Consider the following 14,817-nt stretch of genomic DNA (forward strand, 5'->3'; position numbering starts at 1 on the left):
CTCGCCCCTCCCCGCCCGCGACAATCCTTTCCTGCGCTGAGAATGCAGGCGCTGCACGCATTGTCGGCGCAGGATGGGATTCTCGGCGCGGATGGATGCACGCGGTCGGGTGACTACTGTGATCAGGGCGTCCAGACGGCTCGGGGAGGAAACATGGCGGGAGCGAACGACGAGTTCATCGCGGTGATCCAGGCGGCGGTCCAGACGGATCCGGACAACGTCGCGTTGCGGATCGACCTCGTCGAGCTGATGCTGCAGTCGGACCCTCCCGGCGCGCTGGCGCAGATCGCCGAGCTCGAGCGGCTCGGCGCGAACACCCAGACCGTGCAGGTGCTGCGCGCACGCGCGGCCGCCGCGCAGCTGCGCTCCGGCGCGGCGGCACCGGCGGACGTCGTCCCGCCCGCGTCCGCGGCCGAGGCCGGACCCGAGGCCGGACCCGCCGAGGCCAGGCCCGCCGAGCGCGAGCCGGGGCCCGCCGAGCGCGAGCCGGAGCCCAGGCCCGCCTCCGTCCAGGACGTGGCGCCGCGGGGCGTCCCGGCGGGCCCGGCCGCGCCGACCGAGGCGCAGGATCCGCCCTCCGACGCCGAGCGCGCGCCCGTCGGCGTCTCGGGCGAGGAGGAGTTGCCGGTGTGGGACGTCGAGCGGCCCGCCGTGACGCTCGCGGACGTCGCGGGCCTGGCGGAGGTCAAGGGACACCTCGAGGCGGCGTTCCTCGCCCCGCTTCGCAACCCCGAGCTGGCGCGCATGTTCGGGAAGTCCGCGGGGGGCAGCCTGCTGATGTACGGCCCGCCCGGATGCGGCAAGACGTTCATCGCGCGGGCGATCGCCGGCGAGCTGGGCGCGGGCTTCGTCCACGCGACGCTGGCCGACCTGATGGGGCAGTACTTCGGCCAGAGCGAGAAGGCCCTGCACCAGCTGTTCGAGACCGCCCGCGCCTCACGTCCGTGCGTGATCTTCCTCGACGAGTTCGACGCCATCGGCGGACGGCGCTCATCCGGCGGCGCGAGCGCGCAGTCGCTCAGGATGGTCACGAGCCAGCTGCTGGAGGAGCTCGACGGGGTGCGCGCGGCCAACGACGGCATCTACGTGCTGGCGGCCACGAACCGGCCGTGGGACATCGACCCCGCGCTGCGGCGTCCCGGACGGCTCGACCGGACCGTGCTGATCCTGCCGCCGGACGAGCCGGCGCGCGCGGCCATCGTGCGCGGCCGGCTGCGCGACAAGCCGGCGGCCGCGGTCGACGCCGACGCGATCGCCGCGCGCACCGCCGAGTTCTCCGGCGCCGACCTGACCTACGTGGTCGACACCGCCGTGCAGCAGGCCTTCGTCGACTCGATGCGCGACGGCGTGCCGCGGATGATCGACACGAACGACCTCCTGCGCGCCACGGGGGCCGTCGTGCCGTCCACCCGCAGCTGGTTCGAACAGGTCGCTCCCGTGCTCGAGTACGGCGTCGACGACGGCACCTTCGCCCAGCTCAAGGCCTACCTCCGGAAGCACCGCATCCGATGAGTGAGGAGGGACTGGCCCGGGCGGGGGAGCTCGCCCAGGTCGGGGAGGTCGCCCGCGCCCAGCAGCTGGTGCGCTCCCACCTGGCCGAGCATCCGGACGACGCCCGCGGGGTGTTCCTGCACGCGCACCTCAGCCTGATGGCGGGGGACGCCGCGGAGGCCGAGCGCGCGGCGCTGCTGGTCGCCGGAACCGAGCTGCGCGAGGGCGCTGCGCGCATCCTGACGGGGGCTCTCCTGGCGCAGGGGCGCCCCGACGAGGCGGCCGAATGGGCGCGGGTCGCCCTCGCCCTCGCTCCCGAGGACTGGTCCACCTACCTCATGTACGCGTCCGTGCAGGAGGCGCAGGGCGATCGTCAGGGCGCGCAGGTGAGCGCCCACGAGGGCGTCGAGGTCGCCACGCGCAGCGGGGACCCCGCCGACCGCGCCCGGGCGCTGGTGGGCTACGCGCGCATCCTGCTCTCGACGAGGGGCCGCCCGCAGCTCGCGCTCCAGGCGGCCGAGGAGGCGCTGTCGACCGAGCCGAGCGACCTCGAGGCGGCGTCCGTGCTCGCGCTGGCCCAGCTCGCCTCGCGCCGAGCGGGGCCTGCCCTCGCCACGTCCCTGTCGGTGCTGCGGCAGACGCCGCTGGACGCGGGGCTGCCCGTCGTCGCGCGGTACGCCGTGCACATCCTCCTCGGACGTTTCGTCGGCCGCCTGCTGCTGCTGTCGATCCCGCTGGTGTACGTGCTCCTCGGCGGGGGCGAGGCGCTCGACGCCGTGTGGCCGTCCGACGCGACGAACTCGGGGTTCGACCTCTCGCCCGGGGTGGCGGTGGCGTCGCGGGTCGCCGGCGCGCTCGGTCTCGGCGTCGTGGCGCTCGTCGGGAGGTGGACGTTCGGGCCGCTCATCGACCCGGCGGTGAGGACGCCGGTGCTGCGGTACGCGCGACGGCGGGTATCCGCGTGGATCCAGGCGGTGCTCGTCGGCCTCGCCGTGCTGCTGTACCTCGTGGCGCTCGTCCTCGGGTTCCCCTTCGCGATCCCGATGGTGCCGATGCTGATGCTCTTCGCCTGGATCCTGCAGGGATACGCGGCGTGGGGCCTGCCGCGGTGACGGCGGCGCGCCCGGCGCGCCGGGCCTCCGGTCAGCCCTTCTGCTTGGCGGCGGCCTTCGCCGCCCGCTTGTGCTCGCGCACCTTCGCGAGCGTTTCGGGGCTCGTGATGTCGGCGACCGACCGGAAGGACCCGTCCTCGCCGTAGGCGCCGGCAGCCTCGCGCCAGCCATCGCCCGCGAAGCCGTACTGCTTGCCGAGCAGGGCCAGGAAGATCCGCGCCTTCTGCTCGCCGAAGCCGGGCAGCGCCTTGAGGCGCCGCAGCACCTCCGCGCCGGTGGGCGCGCCCTGCGTCCAGATCGCGGCGGCGTCGCCGTCCCAGTCGTCGACCAGGGTCTGGCACAGCGTGCGCACCCGCTCGGCCATAGACCCGGGGAAGCGGTGCACCGCGGGGCTCTGGCGGAACGCCTCGAGGAAGGCGTCGGGGTCGTACCCGGCGATCGTCTCCGCGTCGACCGCTCCGATCCGCTGCCGGATCTTCTCGGGCCCGGTGAAGGCGGTCTCCATCGCGATCTGCTGGTCCAGCAGCATCCCGATGAGCAGCGCGAGCGGGTTGTCGGTGAGCAGCGCGTCGGCGGACTCGTCGCCGGTGATCGTCAGGGCCATGCGCCCATTCTCCCGCCCCACCCCCTCGCCCCGACAATCCCTCTTCGCGTCGAGAATGCACCCGCCACACGCATTCTCGGCGCGGGGACGGATTCTCGACCGGTGGCGGTCCGGCGGGCGGATCCGCCGCACGGGGGATGCGGGCGGCGTCGGGCGATTCCTAGGCTGGAGCGATGCAGCGCCGACGAACCCGCCCCGCCGCCGCCCTCGCGCTCGTCGTGATCGCGCTGGCCCCGACCGCGGTGCTCGCGACCGCGGGCGCCGCCCACGCCGATGTCGACGACTTCTCCTACTCGTCCTACGACGTGGAGATGCGCCTCGGCCTCACCGACGACGGACGCGCGCGCCTCGACGTGACCGAGACGTGGGTCGCGCAGTTCCCCGAGGCCGACCAGAACCGCGGCATCGTGCGCGGCATCCCGCTGCGGTACGAGGGCGCGTCCACGGAGATCTCCGACATCTCCGTGACCGACGAGAACGGCGACCCGGTCGTGTTCGAGACGGACGAGGACGAGGTCGACGACGAGGACTACACGGTGCTCTCGATCGACGACGACACGTACAAGCACGGCGCCACCACGTACGCCGTCTCGTACACCGTCGAGAACGTCGCGTTCGCCCCGGACGGCGGGGAGGGAACGCCCGACGAGTTCTACTGGGACCTGCTGCCGGGCGCCACGGCGCAGCCGATCGCGGAGGCCACCGCGACCATCGTCGTCGACCCGGCGATCGCCGGGGCCCTCACCGGCGAGACGCGCTGCTTCACGGGCGCGTACGGCTCGGAGGAGCAGTGCGAGCTGCAGCGCGACGGCGACGTGTTCAGCACCGCGCTCACCGAGCGCGCGCCCGACCAGGAATGGACCGTCGCGCTGCAGTTCGAGCCCGGCACCTTCGCGCGGCCCTACATCGGCAGCGAGACGCCGTTCGCGGGCGCCGTCGGGTGGATCTCCGGCGCGGTGGCCGCGATCGGGATCGCCATCCCGGCCCTGCTGCGTCGCCGCTGGCGCCACGCGCCGGGCCGGGGCATCGTCGTGGCGCAGTACGAGGCCGATCCCCGCGTCCCTCCCCGCATCGCGGCCGCGCTGCTCGGCGGCGGAGCGGGCTCCCGCGTGTTCCCCGCCGAGGTGCTCGCGCTGGCCGTCGACGGCTCCCTGCGACTCGTGGCGAAGGGCGAGGACGAGTTCGTCGTCGAGCGCACGGGCGAACCGCCCGCCGGGGACGACGCCACATCGGTCACGCTGCGCGGAGCCTTCGCGGCGCTCTTCCCGAAGGACCGCACGGTCAACGAGCTCAGCGACGAGGACGAGAAGCTGCACAAGCGCATCGAGCGGCTCGGCAAGGGCGACAAGAAGCGCCTCGCGCCCTACCTGACGCAGCCGGAGGACAGGGTGCCGAGCATCGCCGGCCGCGTGTCGGCGGCGGTGGGCGCCGTGATCGGCCTCGGCCTTCTGATCGCGTGCCTCGTCCTGGACGTCGGACCGATCGCGGTGCTCGTGCTCGTCGCGACGATCGCCCACGTCGTGCTGTCCCTGGCGCTCAGCGCACGGCCACGGCTGCGCACGGCGGCGGGCAGCGAGGCCCGCGAGCACCTCGAGGGCCTGCGCGAGTTCATCGAGCTGGCCGAGGCCGACCGCCTGCGCGTGCTGCAGTCCGTGTCGGGTGCCGAGCGCGTCGACGTCGGCGACGACCGCGCCGTCGTGCGGCTCTACGAGCGTCTGCTGCCGTGGGCCGTGCTGTTCGGCCAGGAGAAGTCGTGGTCGGACGCCCTGGCCGTGCGCTACGAGGCGCTGGGCGCCCCCGGGTGGTGGACGGGCGGCGACGGGTTCAGCACGGGCCTGTTCATCGGGTCGCTCTCGCACGTGAACCAGAGGCTGGAGCCGTCGAGGTTCGCTCCGGCGGGCACGTCGTCTGGTTCGAGCGCGTTCTCGTCCGGCGGCGGGTTCGCGGGAGGCGGCGGCGGAGGCGGGTTCTCCGGCGGCCGCTGACGGCCCGCTCCGGAACGCCCTGCGTCCCTCGCCGGGTCAGACGGCGGCGTCGAAGGGGCAGGACGCGCTGTGCCCGGCGGTGACCGGGGCGTAGGCGAGGACCTCCTCAGCGGGCTCCTCGGCCTCCTGCTCGGCCGCGGGCCGCGCGTCGACCCCGAACAGGGTCTCGATCGCGGCGAAGACCTCGTCGGCGCGGCCCTGCATCGCGTAGTCGGAGGCGCGCACGGTCGGCGTGTGCAGCAGAGCCCCCACCATGTGGCGCAGGGCGGCCTCGCTCTCGGGGCGCCGGGCGATCTCGGCCTCGAGCAGCTCGAACACGTGTCGGCGCAGCGCCACGATGGCGGGCTGAGCGCTGCGGCTGCGGCGCACATCGGCGAAGCGCGCTGCGGCGTCCTTGACCATGGCGCGGGCGGCGTCGGTGGCCTGGAGCTCCTCGAGCGGGGCGTGCAGCCGGATCGTCTCGAGGTCGAGCAGCGTGACCCCCCACACGTCGGCGATCGCCGGGTCGACGTTGCGGGGCATGCCCAGGTCGACCACGAACAGCGGCTTCGCGAGCCCCTCGATGGTCTCGGGCGTGACGACGGGCTCGTCGGCGTTCGTGCAGGTGATGACGATGTCGCTGGCGGTCGCCGTCTCGACCAGCTCGGCGCGCGTGACGTGGGCGATGCCGTACTTGGCGCCGAACTTCGCGCCGCGACCCGAGGGGGAGAACACCGTGATGTCGGTGACGCCGCGGTCGCGCAGCGCCGCGATCGTCGCCGCCGCGTACATGCCCGTGCCCACGAGCAGCACGCGCTGCGTCGTCCAGTCGGCGAGGCGGCTGTCGGTGAGCTCGAGCGCCAGGCGCACCAGCGACCGACCGGCGCGACCGAGCGCCGTGGCGTTCTTGATGGCCTTCTGCGTCTCGGTGGCGCGCTGGAACATCCGCTCCAGGTCGCTCGTCGTGGTCCCGTGGTGGCGGGCCTCGGTGAGGGCGCGGCGCACCTGGCCGCCGATCTCGCCCTCACCGATCACGACCGACTCCAGGCCGGCGGCCACGGCGAACAGGTGCTCGGCGGCCTTCGCATCGGTCTTGATCGAGTAGGCGCCGGCGAACTCCTCGGCCGTGAGGCCGGATGCGGCGCGCAGGGCGTCGGCGACGAGCTCGGCCGAGTCGTCGCTGTCGGTGTCGACGTAGGCCTCCACCCGGTTGCAGGTGGACAGCACGACGACGCCGTCGACCGAGGGGGCGATCAGCGGGGTGATCGTGTCGGCGCCGGGCGCGGAGAGCTGCTCGAGCACGTCGAAGGGCGCGGTCTTATGACTCGCGGTGACACAGAGCAGCACGCACAGGATTCTACGCCGTGTCGAAACCGGGGGCTGAAACCCGGCTGGACGCGGCCCCGGAATGGTTCGACGTCGAGAGAACTACGGCGCCGTCGGCGGCGGCCTCGGCGTTCTCTCGACATCGCACGCGGCAAGATGGACCCATGCCCGATGCCTCCGCGTCCCTGCTTCGTGCGCCCCTCCTCCGCGCCCTCAGCGGAGACCGTCCCGAGACCGCCCCGATCTGGTTCATGCGCCAGGCCGGACGATCGCTGCCGGAGTACCGCGAGCTGCGCGTCGGCACGCGCATGCTCGACGCGTGCCTGACCCCCGACCTGGCCGCCGAGATCACCCTGCAGCCCGTCCGCCGGCACGGCGTCGACGCGGGCATCTTCTTCAGCGACATCGTCGTGCCGCTGCGGCTCGCGGGCATCGAGGTCGAGATCGAGCCCGGACGCGGCCCGGTGTTCGCGTCTCCCGTGCGCACCGCCGAGGACGTCGCACGGATCACGGCGATCGACCCGGCGGAGGTCGCGGCGGCGGCCGAGCCGGTGCGCGAGGCCGTCCGCCTCACGGTCGCCGAGCTGAGCGGCGCGGGCACGCCCCTCATCGGCTTCGCCGGCGCGCCCTTCACCCTCGCCGCCTACCTGGTCGAGGGCGGCCCGTCCAAGGAGCACCTCCGGGCCCGGGCGATGATGCAGGCCGATCCCGAGTCGTGGCACCGCCTGGCCGGGTGGCTCTCCGGCGTCTCGCGGGCGTTCCTGCAGGCGCAGATCGACGCGGGGGCCTCGGCCGTGCAGCTGTTCGACTCGTGGGCGGGATCGCTCGCGCCCGATGTGTTCCGGTCGTTCGTCGCGCCGCACTCGCTGGCGGCGGTGCGGGACCTGCCGGTGCCGGTGATCCACTTCGGCGTGGGCACGGGGGCGTTCCTCGAGGACATGCGGCTGGGCGGCACGGCGGCGGCGGTGGGGGTCGACTGGCGTCTGCCGCTCGACGAGGCCGCCGCGATCGTGGGCGCGGACACGACGCTGCAGGGCAACATCGATCCCGCTCTGCTGGGCGCCCCCTGGGAGGTCCTGGAGGCGCACGTGCGCGACGTGGTGGCCCGCGGCCGTGCCGCGCGCGCCCACATCGTGAACCTCGGTCACGGCGTTCCGCCGGACACCGACCCGACCGTCCTGACGCGCGTCGTCGAGCTCGTCCACAGCCTCTGACCATGGTCGACCTCGAGCACCTCCACGAGCAGGCGAGCGCGACCCGTGTGGTCGTCGTCGGAGGCGGCATCGGCGGGCTCGTCGCCGCGCGGGAGTTCGCCAAGCTCGGGATGACGGTGACGGTGCTGGAGGCGACCGCCTCGCTCGGCGGCGCGATCCGCTCGGGCGAGGTCGCGGGCGTGCCGCTCGACCTCGGTGCCGAGAGCTTCGCGACCCGCGGCGGACACGTGCGGCGTCTCGTGGACGAGCTGGGCCTCGGCGATGCCGTCGTCGCCCCGAACCCCGCCGGCGCCTGGGTCGCCGGTCTGCCGGGGCGGGCGGGCGCCGCCCCGCTGCCCCGCGGCGGCGTGCTCGGCATCCCTGCGAACCCGTTCGCGGACGACGTGCGGCGCGTGATCGGCTGGCGAGGGGCCTGGCGCGCGTACCTCGACCGGCTGCGCCCGCCCCTCACGATCGGCCATGAGCACAGCCTCGGCCGACTGGTCAGGTCGCGGCTCGGTCCCGCCGTGCTCGAGCGCCTGGTGGCCCCGGTGACGACCGGCGTCTACTCGGCCAGGCCCGACGACATCGACGTGGACGTCGCCGCCCCGGGGCTGAACGCGGCCCTCACGAGGGCCGGCTCCCTCACCGGCGCGGTCGCGGAGCTCGCGGCCCCGCGGGAGGGCCGCAAGCCCGGCGCCGCGGTGCAGGGGCTCGACGGCGGCATGGGGCGGCTCGTCGACGCGCTCGCGTCGGCCGCGCGCGACCTCGGCGTCGACGTGCGCACCGACCTGCCGGTCGACGAGCTGCGCCGCGGGGACGACGGGTGGACCGCCGTCGCGGGCGACGAGAGCATCGACGCCGACGTCGTCCTGGTCGCGACCGAGGAGGGCCCGGCGCGACGCCTGCTCGCGCCGCACGTCGCCGGGCTGGCGGAGGAGCCGGAGCGCCCCGGGCCCGTCGTGCACATCGTCACGCTCGTGGTCGAGGCGCCCGCGCTCGACGCGGCACCCCGGGGAACCGGCGTGCTCACCGTGCCCGGGGCGTTCCGCGCCAAGGCGCTCACCCACGCGACGGCGAAGTGGTCCTGGGTCGCCGAGCGTGCGGCCGGCCGTCACGTGGTGCGTGTCTCGTTCGGCGCGCAGGACGAGGCTCCGGTCACCTCCGGGCTCGACCCCGAGCGCATCGCCGCCCTCGCCCTCGAGGAGGCGTCCGCGCTGCTGGGGGTGAGCCTGACGCCGGCGCAGCTGCAGGGGTACGCGATCGAGCGCTTCTCGCAGTCGCAGCCGGCGGCCACGATCGGCCTGCGCGAGGCGACCGACCGCACGCGCGCGGCGATCCGGTCCGTTCCGACCCTCGGGGCGGTCGGCGCGTGGCTCGCGGGCACGGGGCTGGCGCAGGTGGTGCCGGATGCGGTCGCCGAGGCCGACCGCCTGCGCGCCGCCGCGCTGTTCTGACCGCCGCCGCGCGGCGCGTCCCCTTTAGCGCGTAGTCCTGCCCACCGCAACCGGATGCCCTTCTCGGCATACGGGGATAGCCTGGCTTGCGACGCAGCATCCACGGATCAATCGCGGCGTCGCGCGGCGCGCGACCGGAGACACGTGAGGAGAACCCATGCGGGGGAAATTGGGACTCGTGATCGGACTCGGTGCGGGCTACGTGCTCGGAACCCGAGCGGGCCGCGAGCGGTACGAGCAGATCAAGACGCAGGCGCTGAAGGTCTGGAGCCTCGATCCGGTGCAGGAGCAGGTCGCGAAGGCCAAGAAGCTCGCCACCTCCAGCGCCCTCGCGTTGCCGCGAGCCGCGTGGAACGGGGTCGTCGGGGTCTCGAAGGCCGTGTCGAAGCAGGGCACGCCGGGCAGCAAGCTCGACGCGGCGCTCGACGCCACCAAGGACGCCGCCGACGACGTGAGGAAGGCGGCGGACGACCGATGACCGAGCCGCACCACGGGCCGTCCCCCGTGCGCGACCGCGCCGACGACGGGCTGTTCCGCCTCATCGGAGACGTGCCGCAGCTCGTCAAGAACCTCGTCGTCGCCGAGTTCAACGCGGTCAAGGGCTGGCTGGTCAAGACCGCGAAGGACGCAGGCATCGGCACGGGCCTGATGTTCGTGGCCCTGTTCTTCATCGCCTGGGTCATCCCGGTGTTCCTGACGTTCCTCATCGCGCTGCTCTCGCTGTGGCTGCCGGTGTGGGCGTCCGCCCTGATCGTGATGGGCGTGGGGGTCGTCCTGGCCATCGCGGCGGGCTTCGCCGGCCTCGTCTTCTACCGACGCATCGGCAAGCGCGAGGGGCCGATCCAGGCCGCCCACACCGACGGGAAGATCGTGAAGGATGTCGCCGATGAGTTCTGAGAGCCTCGCGTACACCACGCAGACCGCGCGAACGGTGGTGCCGAGCGGCATCAGCGACCCCGTGGAGCGCGCCCGCGCCGAGCTGTCGGCGGCGCTGGCCGCGATCGAGCACAAGGCGAACCTCCCCGCGCGTGCCGCGGAGAAGGTCGAGGACGGCGTCGCGGGCGTCCGGCGTCTCACCCGGCGCAACCCGGCCGCGGGCATCGCGGTCGTCGCCGGTGTGGCCGCCGCGCTGGGTGCCGCCGTCTGGGGCGTCGCCCGGCTCGTCGCGCGCTGACGGATCCGGGCGCCCGGGCGCTCGGGGCCTCCTTTCGGGGCGAACCCATTTGGCCGCGCGTGTCGGGAGGGGGAGGATGGACCCATGGCTGAGCTTCACCCTGGTTCCCCTGCGGCTGACGAGCCCGAGATCGTCGGCGACAACTACAGCCTCTTCGCCGTATGGCGCCGAGACCCCGCCCACCCGCTGGGCGACGCCGACGAGATCGAGCTCGAGAACATCGTCTCGTTCCTGTCGGACGGCGACGTCACGGTGCGGGGCTTCTACGACGTCAGCGGCCTGCGCGCCGACGCCGACCTGATGGTCTGGGTCCACGGCCCGGTGGCACAGGACCTGCAGCGCGCCGTCCGACGGCTGCGCCGCACCGAGCTGCTGCGCACGCTGCTGCCGACGTGGAACGCGATGTCCGTGCACCGGGACGCCGAGTTCAACAAGCGGCACGTTCCGGGGTACCTGCGCGGGATCGCCGCGAAGCAGTGGCTGACGGTCTACCCGTTCGTGCGCAGCTACGAGTGGTACCTCCTGCCGGAGGAGGAGCGGCGGCACATGCTGGTCGACCACGGCAAGAAGGGCGCGGCGTTCCGCGGCGTCACCGCGAACACGATGGCATCGTTCGCGCTGGGCGACTACGAGTGGATGCTGCCGATGGAGGCCGACGAGCTCACCGACCTCGTCGACATGATGCGCGAGCTGCGCTATACCGAGGCACGCCGCCACGTGCGCGAGGAGGTCCCGTTCTTCACGGGGCGCCGGATCGAGATCTCCGAGATCGCCGAGATCCTGCAGTGATGAGCCCCGCCGCCTCGTCGGCGAGCGCGCCGCCGATCCGCCTGGGGACGCGGCGCAGCGCGCTCGCGATGACCCAGTCCGGGCACGTGGCGCGGGCGCTCGAGGAGGTGTCGGGCCGTCGCGTCGAGCTCGTGCCGATCGTGTCGGAGGGCGACACCAACCGCGCGTCGCTGTCGCAGCTCGGCGGCACGGGCGTCTTCGCCACCCGCCTGCGCGAGGCGCTGCTGGCGGGGGAGTGCGACCTGCTCGTCCACTCGCTGAAAGACCTGCCGACGGCCCAGCCCGACGGCCTCGTGATCGCCGCCAACCCCGTGCGTGCCGACGCGCGTGACGTCGTCCTGACCCGCGAGGGCACGCCGCTCGCAGACCTCGCCCCGGGCGCCCGCATCGGCACGGGCTCGCCCCGGCGGATGGCTCAGGTCCTGCGCGCCAACGCCGACGTCGAGCTGCACGACCTCCGCGGCAACGTCGAGTCGCGCATGCAGCGCGTGATCGACGGAGAGCTCTCCGCGATCGTGCTGGCCGCCGCGGGCCTCGACCGGCTCGACGCCCGCACGCCTCTGCGCCTCGAGCACCGCGATCTCGACGCCTGGCCGACGGCCGCCGGCCAGGGCGCGCTGGCCGTCGAGACGCGCGCCGACGCCGACCCCGAGCTGGCTGCCGCGCTGCGTCAGCTGGACGACCCCCGTACGCGGTTCGCGGTGACGGTCGAGCGCACGGTGCTGGCCGGCATCGAGGCCGGATGCCACGCCCCCGTCGGCGTCCACGCCCGGATCGAGGACGACGAGCTGCGGGTGCAGGCGGTCGTCTACGGGCTGCGGGGCGAGCGCGTCGTCGAGTGGGAGTCCCGCGAGCGGGTGGACACACGCGTGACGGGCTGGGGGTATATTCGGGACACAGGCAGCGGCAACGGCGCGGATGCTGCCGATGGCGTGGATCAGATCGACCACGCGCGCGACATCGGATCCGATGTCGCACGTCGGCTGCTCGAACGTGGGGCGGCCGACCTCGTATCGCGAGAGTCCCCCTCATGAACACAACCCCCAGCCACCGACCGCACAAGCCCTTGACGGGCTGGCGCGTCCTCGTGCCCCGAGGCGGCCCGTGGGGCGACAGCGTCGCCGCCACGCTGCGCGGCCAGGGCGCGGTGCCGGTCATCGCGCCGCTCATCAACTTCGCGCCGACCGACGACTCCGCCACGCTCGAGCGTGCGCTCGGCGACCTCGCCGACGGCGGGTTCGACTGGCTCACCGTCACCAGCGCGACGACCGTCGACGTGCTGCACGCGTACGACGCGAAGATCCCGGAGTCGACGAAGGTCGCGGCCGTGGGCGAGACGACGGCGGCGGCCCTGACCGCCGTCGGCTACCGCGTGGATCTCGTGCCCGACAGCGACAACTCCGCGGCCGGCATGGCGCGGCAGATGAACGAGCTCGAGCCGCAGCCGCGGCGCGTCCTCACGCTGCGCAGCGAGATCGCCAAGCCCGTGCTGACGAACATGCTCATGGAGGCGGGGCACGACGTCCGCAGCGTCGTCGCCTACCGCACCGTGGGGCTGCCGGCCAAGGACTCCGTCGTGCGCGACGTGCTCTCGGGCCGCATCAACGCGATCCTGGTCACGAGCGGATCGGTCGCCCAGCAGGTGCGCGACCAGTTCCCCGAGATCCCCGACACGACCGTCATCGCCGCGATCGGCCCGCGCACCGCGCACGACGCCGATCTGCTCGGCCTACCGATCCACGTGATCGCACCCGAGCAGACCATCGACTCGCTCATCCGCGCGCTCGCCGACATCCCGGTGCCGGAGCTGACGCCCGAGGCGGCGGCGGTGCCCGACACCGGCCCGGTGCCGACCGGCACGATCCGCACGCTCGACGCCACGCCGACCGGAGCGATCGACACGATCGCCGCGGCACGCACGGAGACCGACCGATGAGCTTCCCGGTGCATCGCCCGCGCCGGCTGCGCCGGTCGCCCGCGGTGCGCCGCCTGATGCACGAGACGCACCTCGTGCCGTCGCAGCTCGTGCTGCCGGCGTTCGTGCGGGAGGGCATCGCCGAGGCCACGGCGATCTCGTCGATGCCGGGCGTCCAGCAGCACACGATCGACTCGCTCCGCCGCGCCGCCGTCGAGGCCGCCGAGGCGGGCGTGGGCGGGCTCATGCTGTTCGGCGTGCCGGCGGTCCGGGACGCGACGGGGTCCGGTGCCGACGACCCGAGAGGGATCCTCAACGTCGCGACAGAGGCGGTCGTCGCGGAGGTCGGCGACGCGCTGGTCGTGCAGACCGACCTCTGCCTCGACGAGTTCACCGACCACGGCCACTGCGGTGTGCTCGTGGCTGACGAGGAGGCGACCGCCGGCCGCCGACCCGATCAGGTCCGCGTGGACAACGACGCGACGCTGGAGCGCTACGCCGCGATGGGGTTGGCGCAGGCACGGGCCGGCTCCCACCTGCTCGGCCTGTCCGGGATGATGGACGGCCAGGTCGCCGCCGTGCGCGAGGCGCTGGACGCCGAGGGGTTCATCGACACGCTCATCCTCGCGTACTCGGCGAAGTACGCCGGTGCGTTCTACGGGCCCTTCCGGGAGGCCGTCGACTCGCAGCTCACGGGCGACCGTCGCACCTATCAGATGGATCCGGGCAACGGTCGCGAGGGCGTGAAGGAGGCGCTGCTCGATGTCGAGGAGGGTGCCGACGTCGTGATGGTCAAGCCCGCCCTGCCCTACCTCGACGTGCTGGCCGAGGTGCGCGCGTCCGTCGACGTGCCGGTGTGGGCCTATCAGGTGTCGGGCGAGTACTCGATGGTCGAGGCGGCCGCGGCGAACGGCTGGATCGACCGCCGCGGCGCGATCCTGGAGTCGCTCCTCGGCATCCGTCGTGCCGGCGCCGACGCGATCCTCACCTATTGGGCCGTCGAGGCGGCGGGCTGGCTCCGCGAGCAGCTCTAGGTTCTCCGGCCCTCAGGCGGGCGCGACGAGCGTGACGCCCGGGAAGTACGTCCGGTAGCGCCGTGCGTCGCGGGTGAGGAGCACGAGTCCCTGGTGCGCTGCGTGAGCGCCGATGTAGAAGTCGGGAAGCGGCGTCACGCGCGCTCCCCCGCGTCGGCGATACCGAGCGAACGCCTTGCCGGCCAGGAACCCGCCCCCGTACGGCAGCGGATCACGGCGGAAGACGCTCTCGGGTAGTGCGGCATCCGCGTCCGCTGGCGTCTTGAAGCGGACCGACACCTCGGCGAACACGATCGGGTTGATGACGAGCGGTCCTTCATCGGCCGCGTGGGCGAGGGCGGCGGACGACCACCCCTCCCACTCGGTGTCACCCGTCAACACGTCCAGGATCACGTTCGAGTCGACGAGCGTGCCCTCAGTCTCCACGCGTCAGCCTCATGACCTCGTCCGTGCTCATGCCGCGACTCGCGCTCCCGCGGACCAGGCGGATCCAGCGCTCCGCCGCGCTCAGACCAGGCTCGCTGCGGACGATGCGGAGGGTCGTGCCGTCCTCTACGACGTCGACCTCGTCGCCCTCTGCGAACCCGAGCTTGTGGCGCAGAGAGGCGGGGATCGTCACCTGCCCCTTGCTGTTGAGCTTCATGCGCCCTCCATGTATTACGTCTCGTGTCCTCGATGTAATACTAATCCAGCGATGGACGGAAGGCCTCGGTCACGCGCTTCGCTCGGCGCATCCGATAGTGCGCCGGTTCCGAGTT

The 14,817-nt window shown here is 73.5% G+C and carries 16 protein-coding genes; 12 read left to right on the forward strand and 4 right to left on the reverse strand.

The window, feature by feature from the left end; translation table 11 throughout:
- The first annotated feature begins 153 nt into the window (after positions 1-153).
- Together K5S26_RS06505 and K5S26_RS06510 are read left to right on the forward strand one after the other, a co-directional pair.
- Complete coding sequence (locus K5S26_RS06505) at positions 154-1,512, forward strand: ATP-binding protein (RefSeq protein ID WP_221857116.1); 1,359 nt, start codon at positions 154-156, stop codon at positions 1,510-1,512.
- Positions 1,509-2,603, forward strand: coding sequence for a tetratricopeptide repeat protein (locus tag K5S26_RS06510; protein WP_221857118.1), 1,095 nt, complete (start codon positions 1,509-1,511; stop codon positions 2,601-2,603). Before K5S26_RS06505 ends, K5S26_RS06510 begins: the two co-directional genes overlap by 4 nt.
- Before the next feature lie 31 nt (positions 2,604-2,634).
- Here the strand turns inward: K5S26_RS06510 and K5S26_RS06515 are convergent, their stop codons facing one another.
- The gene (locus K5S26_RS06515) at positions 2,635-3,207 is read right to left on the reverse strand and encodes an HhH-GPD-type base excision DNA repair protein (RefSeq protein WP_221857120.1); all 573 of its coding nucleotides are present in this window, start codon (positions 3,205-3,207) and stop codon (positions 2,635-2,637) included.
- A gap of 173 nt (positions 3,208-3,380) precedes the next feature.
- Here K5S26_RS06515 and K5S26_RS06520 point away from each other — a divergent pair, with 173 nt between their 5' ends.
- Positions 3,381-5,192, forward strand: a complete 1,812-nt coding sequence (locus K5S26_RS06520; protein ID WP_221857122.1) for a DUF2207 family protein — start codon at positions 3,381-3,383, stop codon at positions 5,190-5,192.
- A gap of 36 nt (positions 5,193-5,228) precedes the next feature.
- Here K5S26_RS06520 and K5S26_RS06525 read toward each other — a convergent pair whose 3' ends face one another.
- Positions 5,229-6,518, reverse strand: a complete 1,290-nt coding sequence (locus tag K5S26_RS06525) for a glutamyl-tRNA reductase (RefSeq protein ID WP_221857123.1) — start codon at positions 6,516-6,518, stop codon at positions 5,229-5,231.
- A gap of 143 nt (positions 6,519-6,661) precedes the next feature.
- On the opposite strand from K5S26_RS06525, the gene hemE reads away from it, so the two are divergent.
- From hemE to hemB, 9 genes are all read left to right on the forward strand, one after another.
- Entirely contained in the window at positions 6,662-7,711 is a 1,050-nt protein-coding gene (hemE, locus tag K5S26_RS06530) for a uroporphyrinogen decarboxylase (protein ID WP_221857125.1), read from the forward strand.
- Between the two features lie 2 nt (positions 7,712-7,713).
- Positions 7,714-9,147, forward strand: coding sequence for a protoporphyrinogen/coproporphyrinogen oxidase (locus K5S26_RS06535; RefSeq protein WP_221857127.1), 1,434 nt, complete (start codon positions 7,714-7,716; stop codon positions 9,145-9,147).
- A 157-nt stretch (positions 9,148-9,304) separates the two neighbouring features.
- The gene (locus K5S26_RS06540; RefSeq protein WP_221857416.1) at positions 9,305-9,625 is read left to right on the forward strand and encodes a hypothetical protein; all 321 of its coding nucleotides are present in this window, start codon (positions 9,305-9,307) and stop codon (positions 9,623-9,625) included.
- On the forward strand, positions 9,622-10,044 hold the full coding sequence (locus tag K5S26_RS06545; protein ID WP_221857129.1) for a phage holin family protein: 423 nt from the start codon (positions 9,622-9,624) through the stop codon (positions 10,042-10,044). The genes K5S26_RS06540 and K5S26_RS06545 overlap by 4 nt, the downstream gene beginning before the upstream one ends.
- A complete protein-coding gene (locus K5S26_RS06550; RefSeq protein WP_221857131.1) occupies positions 10,034-10,321 on the forward strand; it encodes a hypothetical protein in 288 nt (95 codons plus the stop codon). Before K5S26_RS06545 ends, K5S26_RS06550 begins: the two co-directional genes overlap by 11 nt.
- An 84-nt stretch (positions 10,322-10,405) precedes the next feature.
- A complete protein-coding gene (hemQ, locus tag K5S26_RS06555) occupies positions 10,406-11,110 on the forward strand; it encodes a hydrogen peroxide-dependent heme synthase (protein WP_221857133.1) in 705 nt (234 codons plus the stop codon).
- Positions 11,110-12,144, forward strand: a complete 1,035-nt coding sequence (gene hemC / locus K5S26_RS06560) for a hydroxymethylbilane synthase (RefSeq protein ID WP_221857135.1) — start codon at positions 11,110-11,112, stop codon at positions 12,142-12,144. The genes hemQ and hemC overlap by 1 nt, the downstream gene beginning before the upstream one ends.
- Positions 12,141-13,046, forward strand: a complete 906-nt coding sequence (locus tag K5S26_RS06565; RefSeq protein WP_221857137.1) for a uroporphyrinogen-III synthase — start codon at positions 12,141-12,143, stop codon at positions 13,044-13,046. Before hemC ends, K5S26_RS06565 begins: the two co-directional genes overlap by 4 nt.
- Positions 13,043-14,059, forward strand: a complete 1,017-nt coding sequence (hemB, locus tag K5S26_RS06570) for a porphobilinogen synthase (RefSeq protein WP_221857139.1) — start codon at positions 13,043-13,045, stop codon at positions 14,057-14,059. The genes K5S26_RS06565 and hemB overlap by 4 nt, the downstream gene beginning before the upstream one ends.
- A 12-nt stretch (positions 14,060-14,071) precedes the next feature.
- Here hemB and K5S26_RS06575 read toward each other — a convergent pair whose 3' ends face one another.
- On the reverse strand, positions 14,072-14,485 hold the full coding sequence (locus tag K5S26_RS06575; RefSeq protein ID WP_221857141.1) for a type II toxin-antitoxin system VapC family toxin: 414 nt from the start codon (positions 14,483-14,485) through the stop codon (positions 14,072-14,074).
- A complete protein-coding gene (locus K5S26_RS06580) occupies positions 14,475-14,702 on the reverse strand; it encodes an AbrB/MazE/SpoVT family DNA-binding domain-containing protein (protein WP_221857143.1) in 228 nt (75 codons plus the stop codon). The genes K5S26_RS06575 and K5S26_RS06580 overlap by 11 nt, the downstream gene beginning before the upstream one ends.
- Positions 14,703-14,817: the final 115 nt, after the last annotated feature.

The sequence above is a fragment of the Microbacterium marinilacus genome (assembly GCF_019753765.1).
Taxonomy (GTDB): domain Bacteria; phylum Actinomycetota; class Actinomycetes; order Actinomycetales; family Microbacteriaceae; genus Microbacterium; species Microbacterium marinilacus.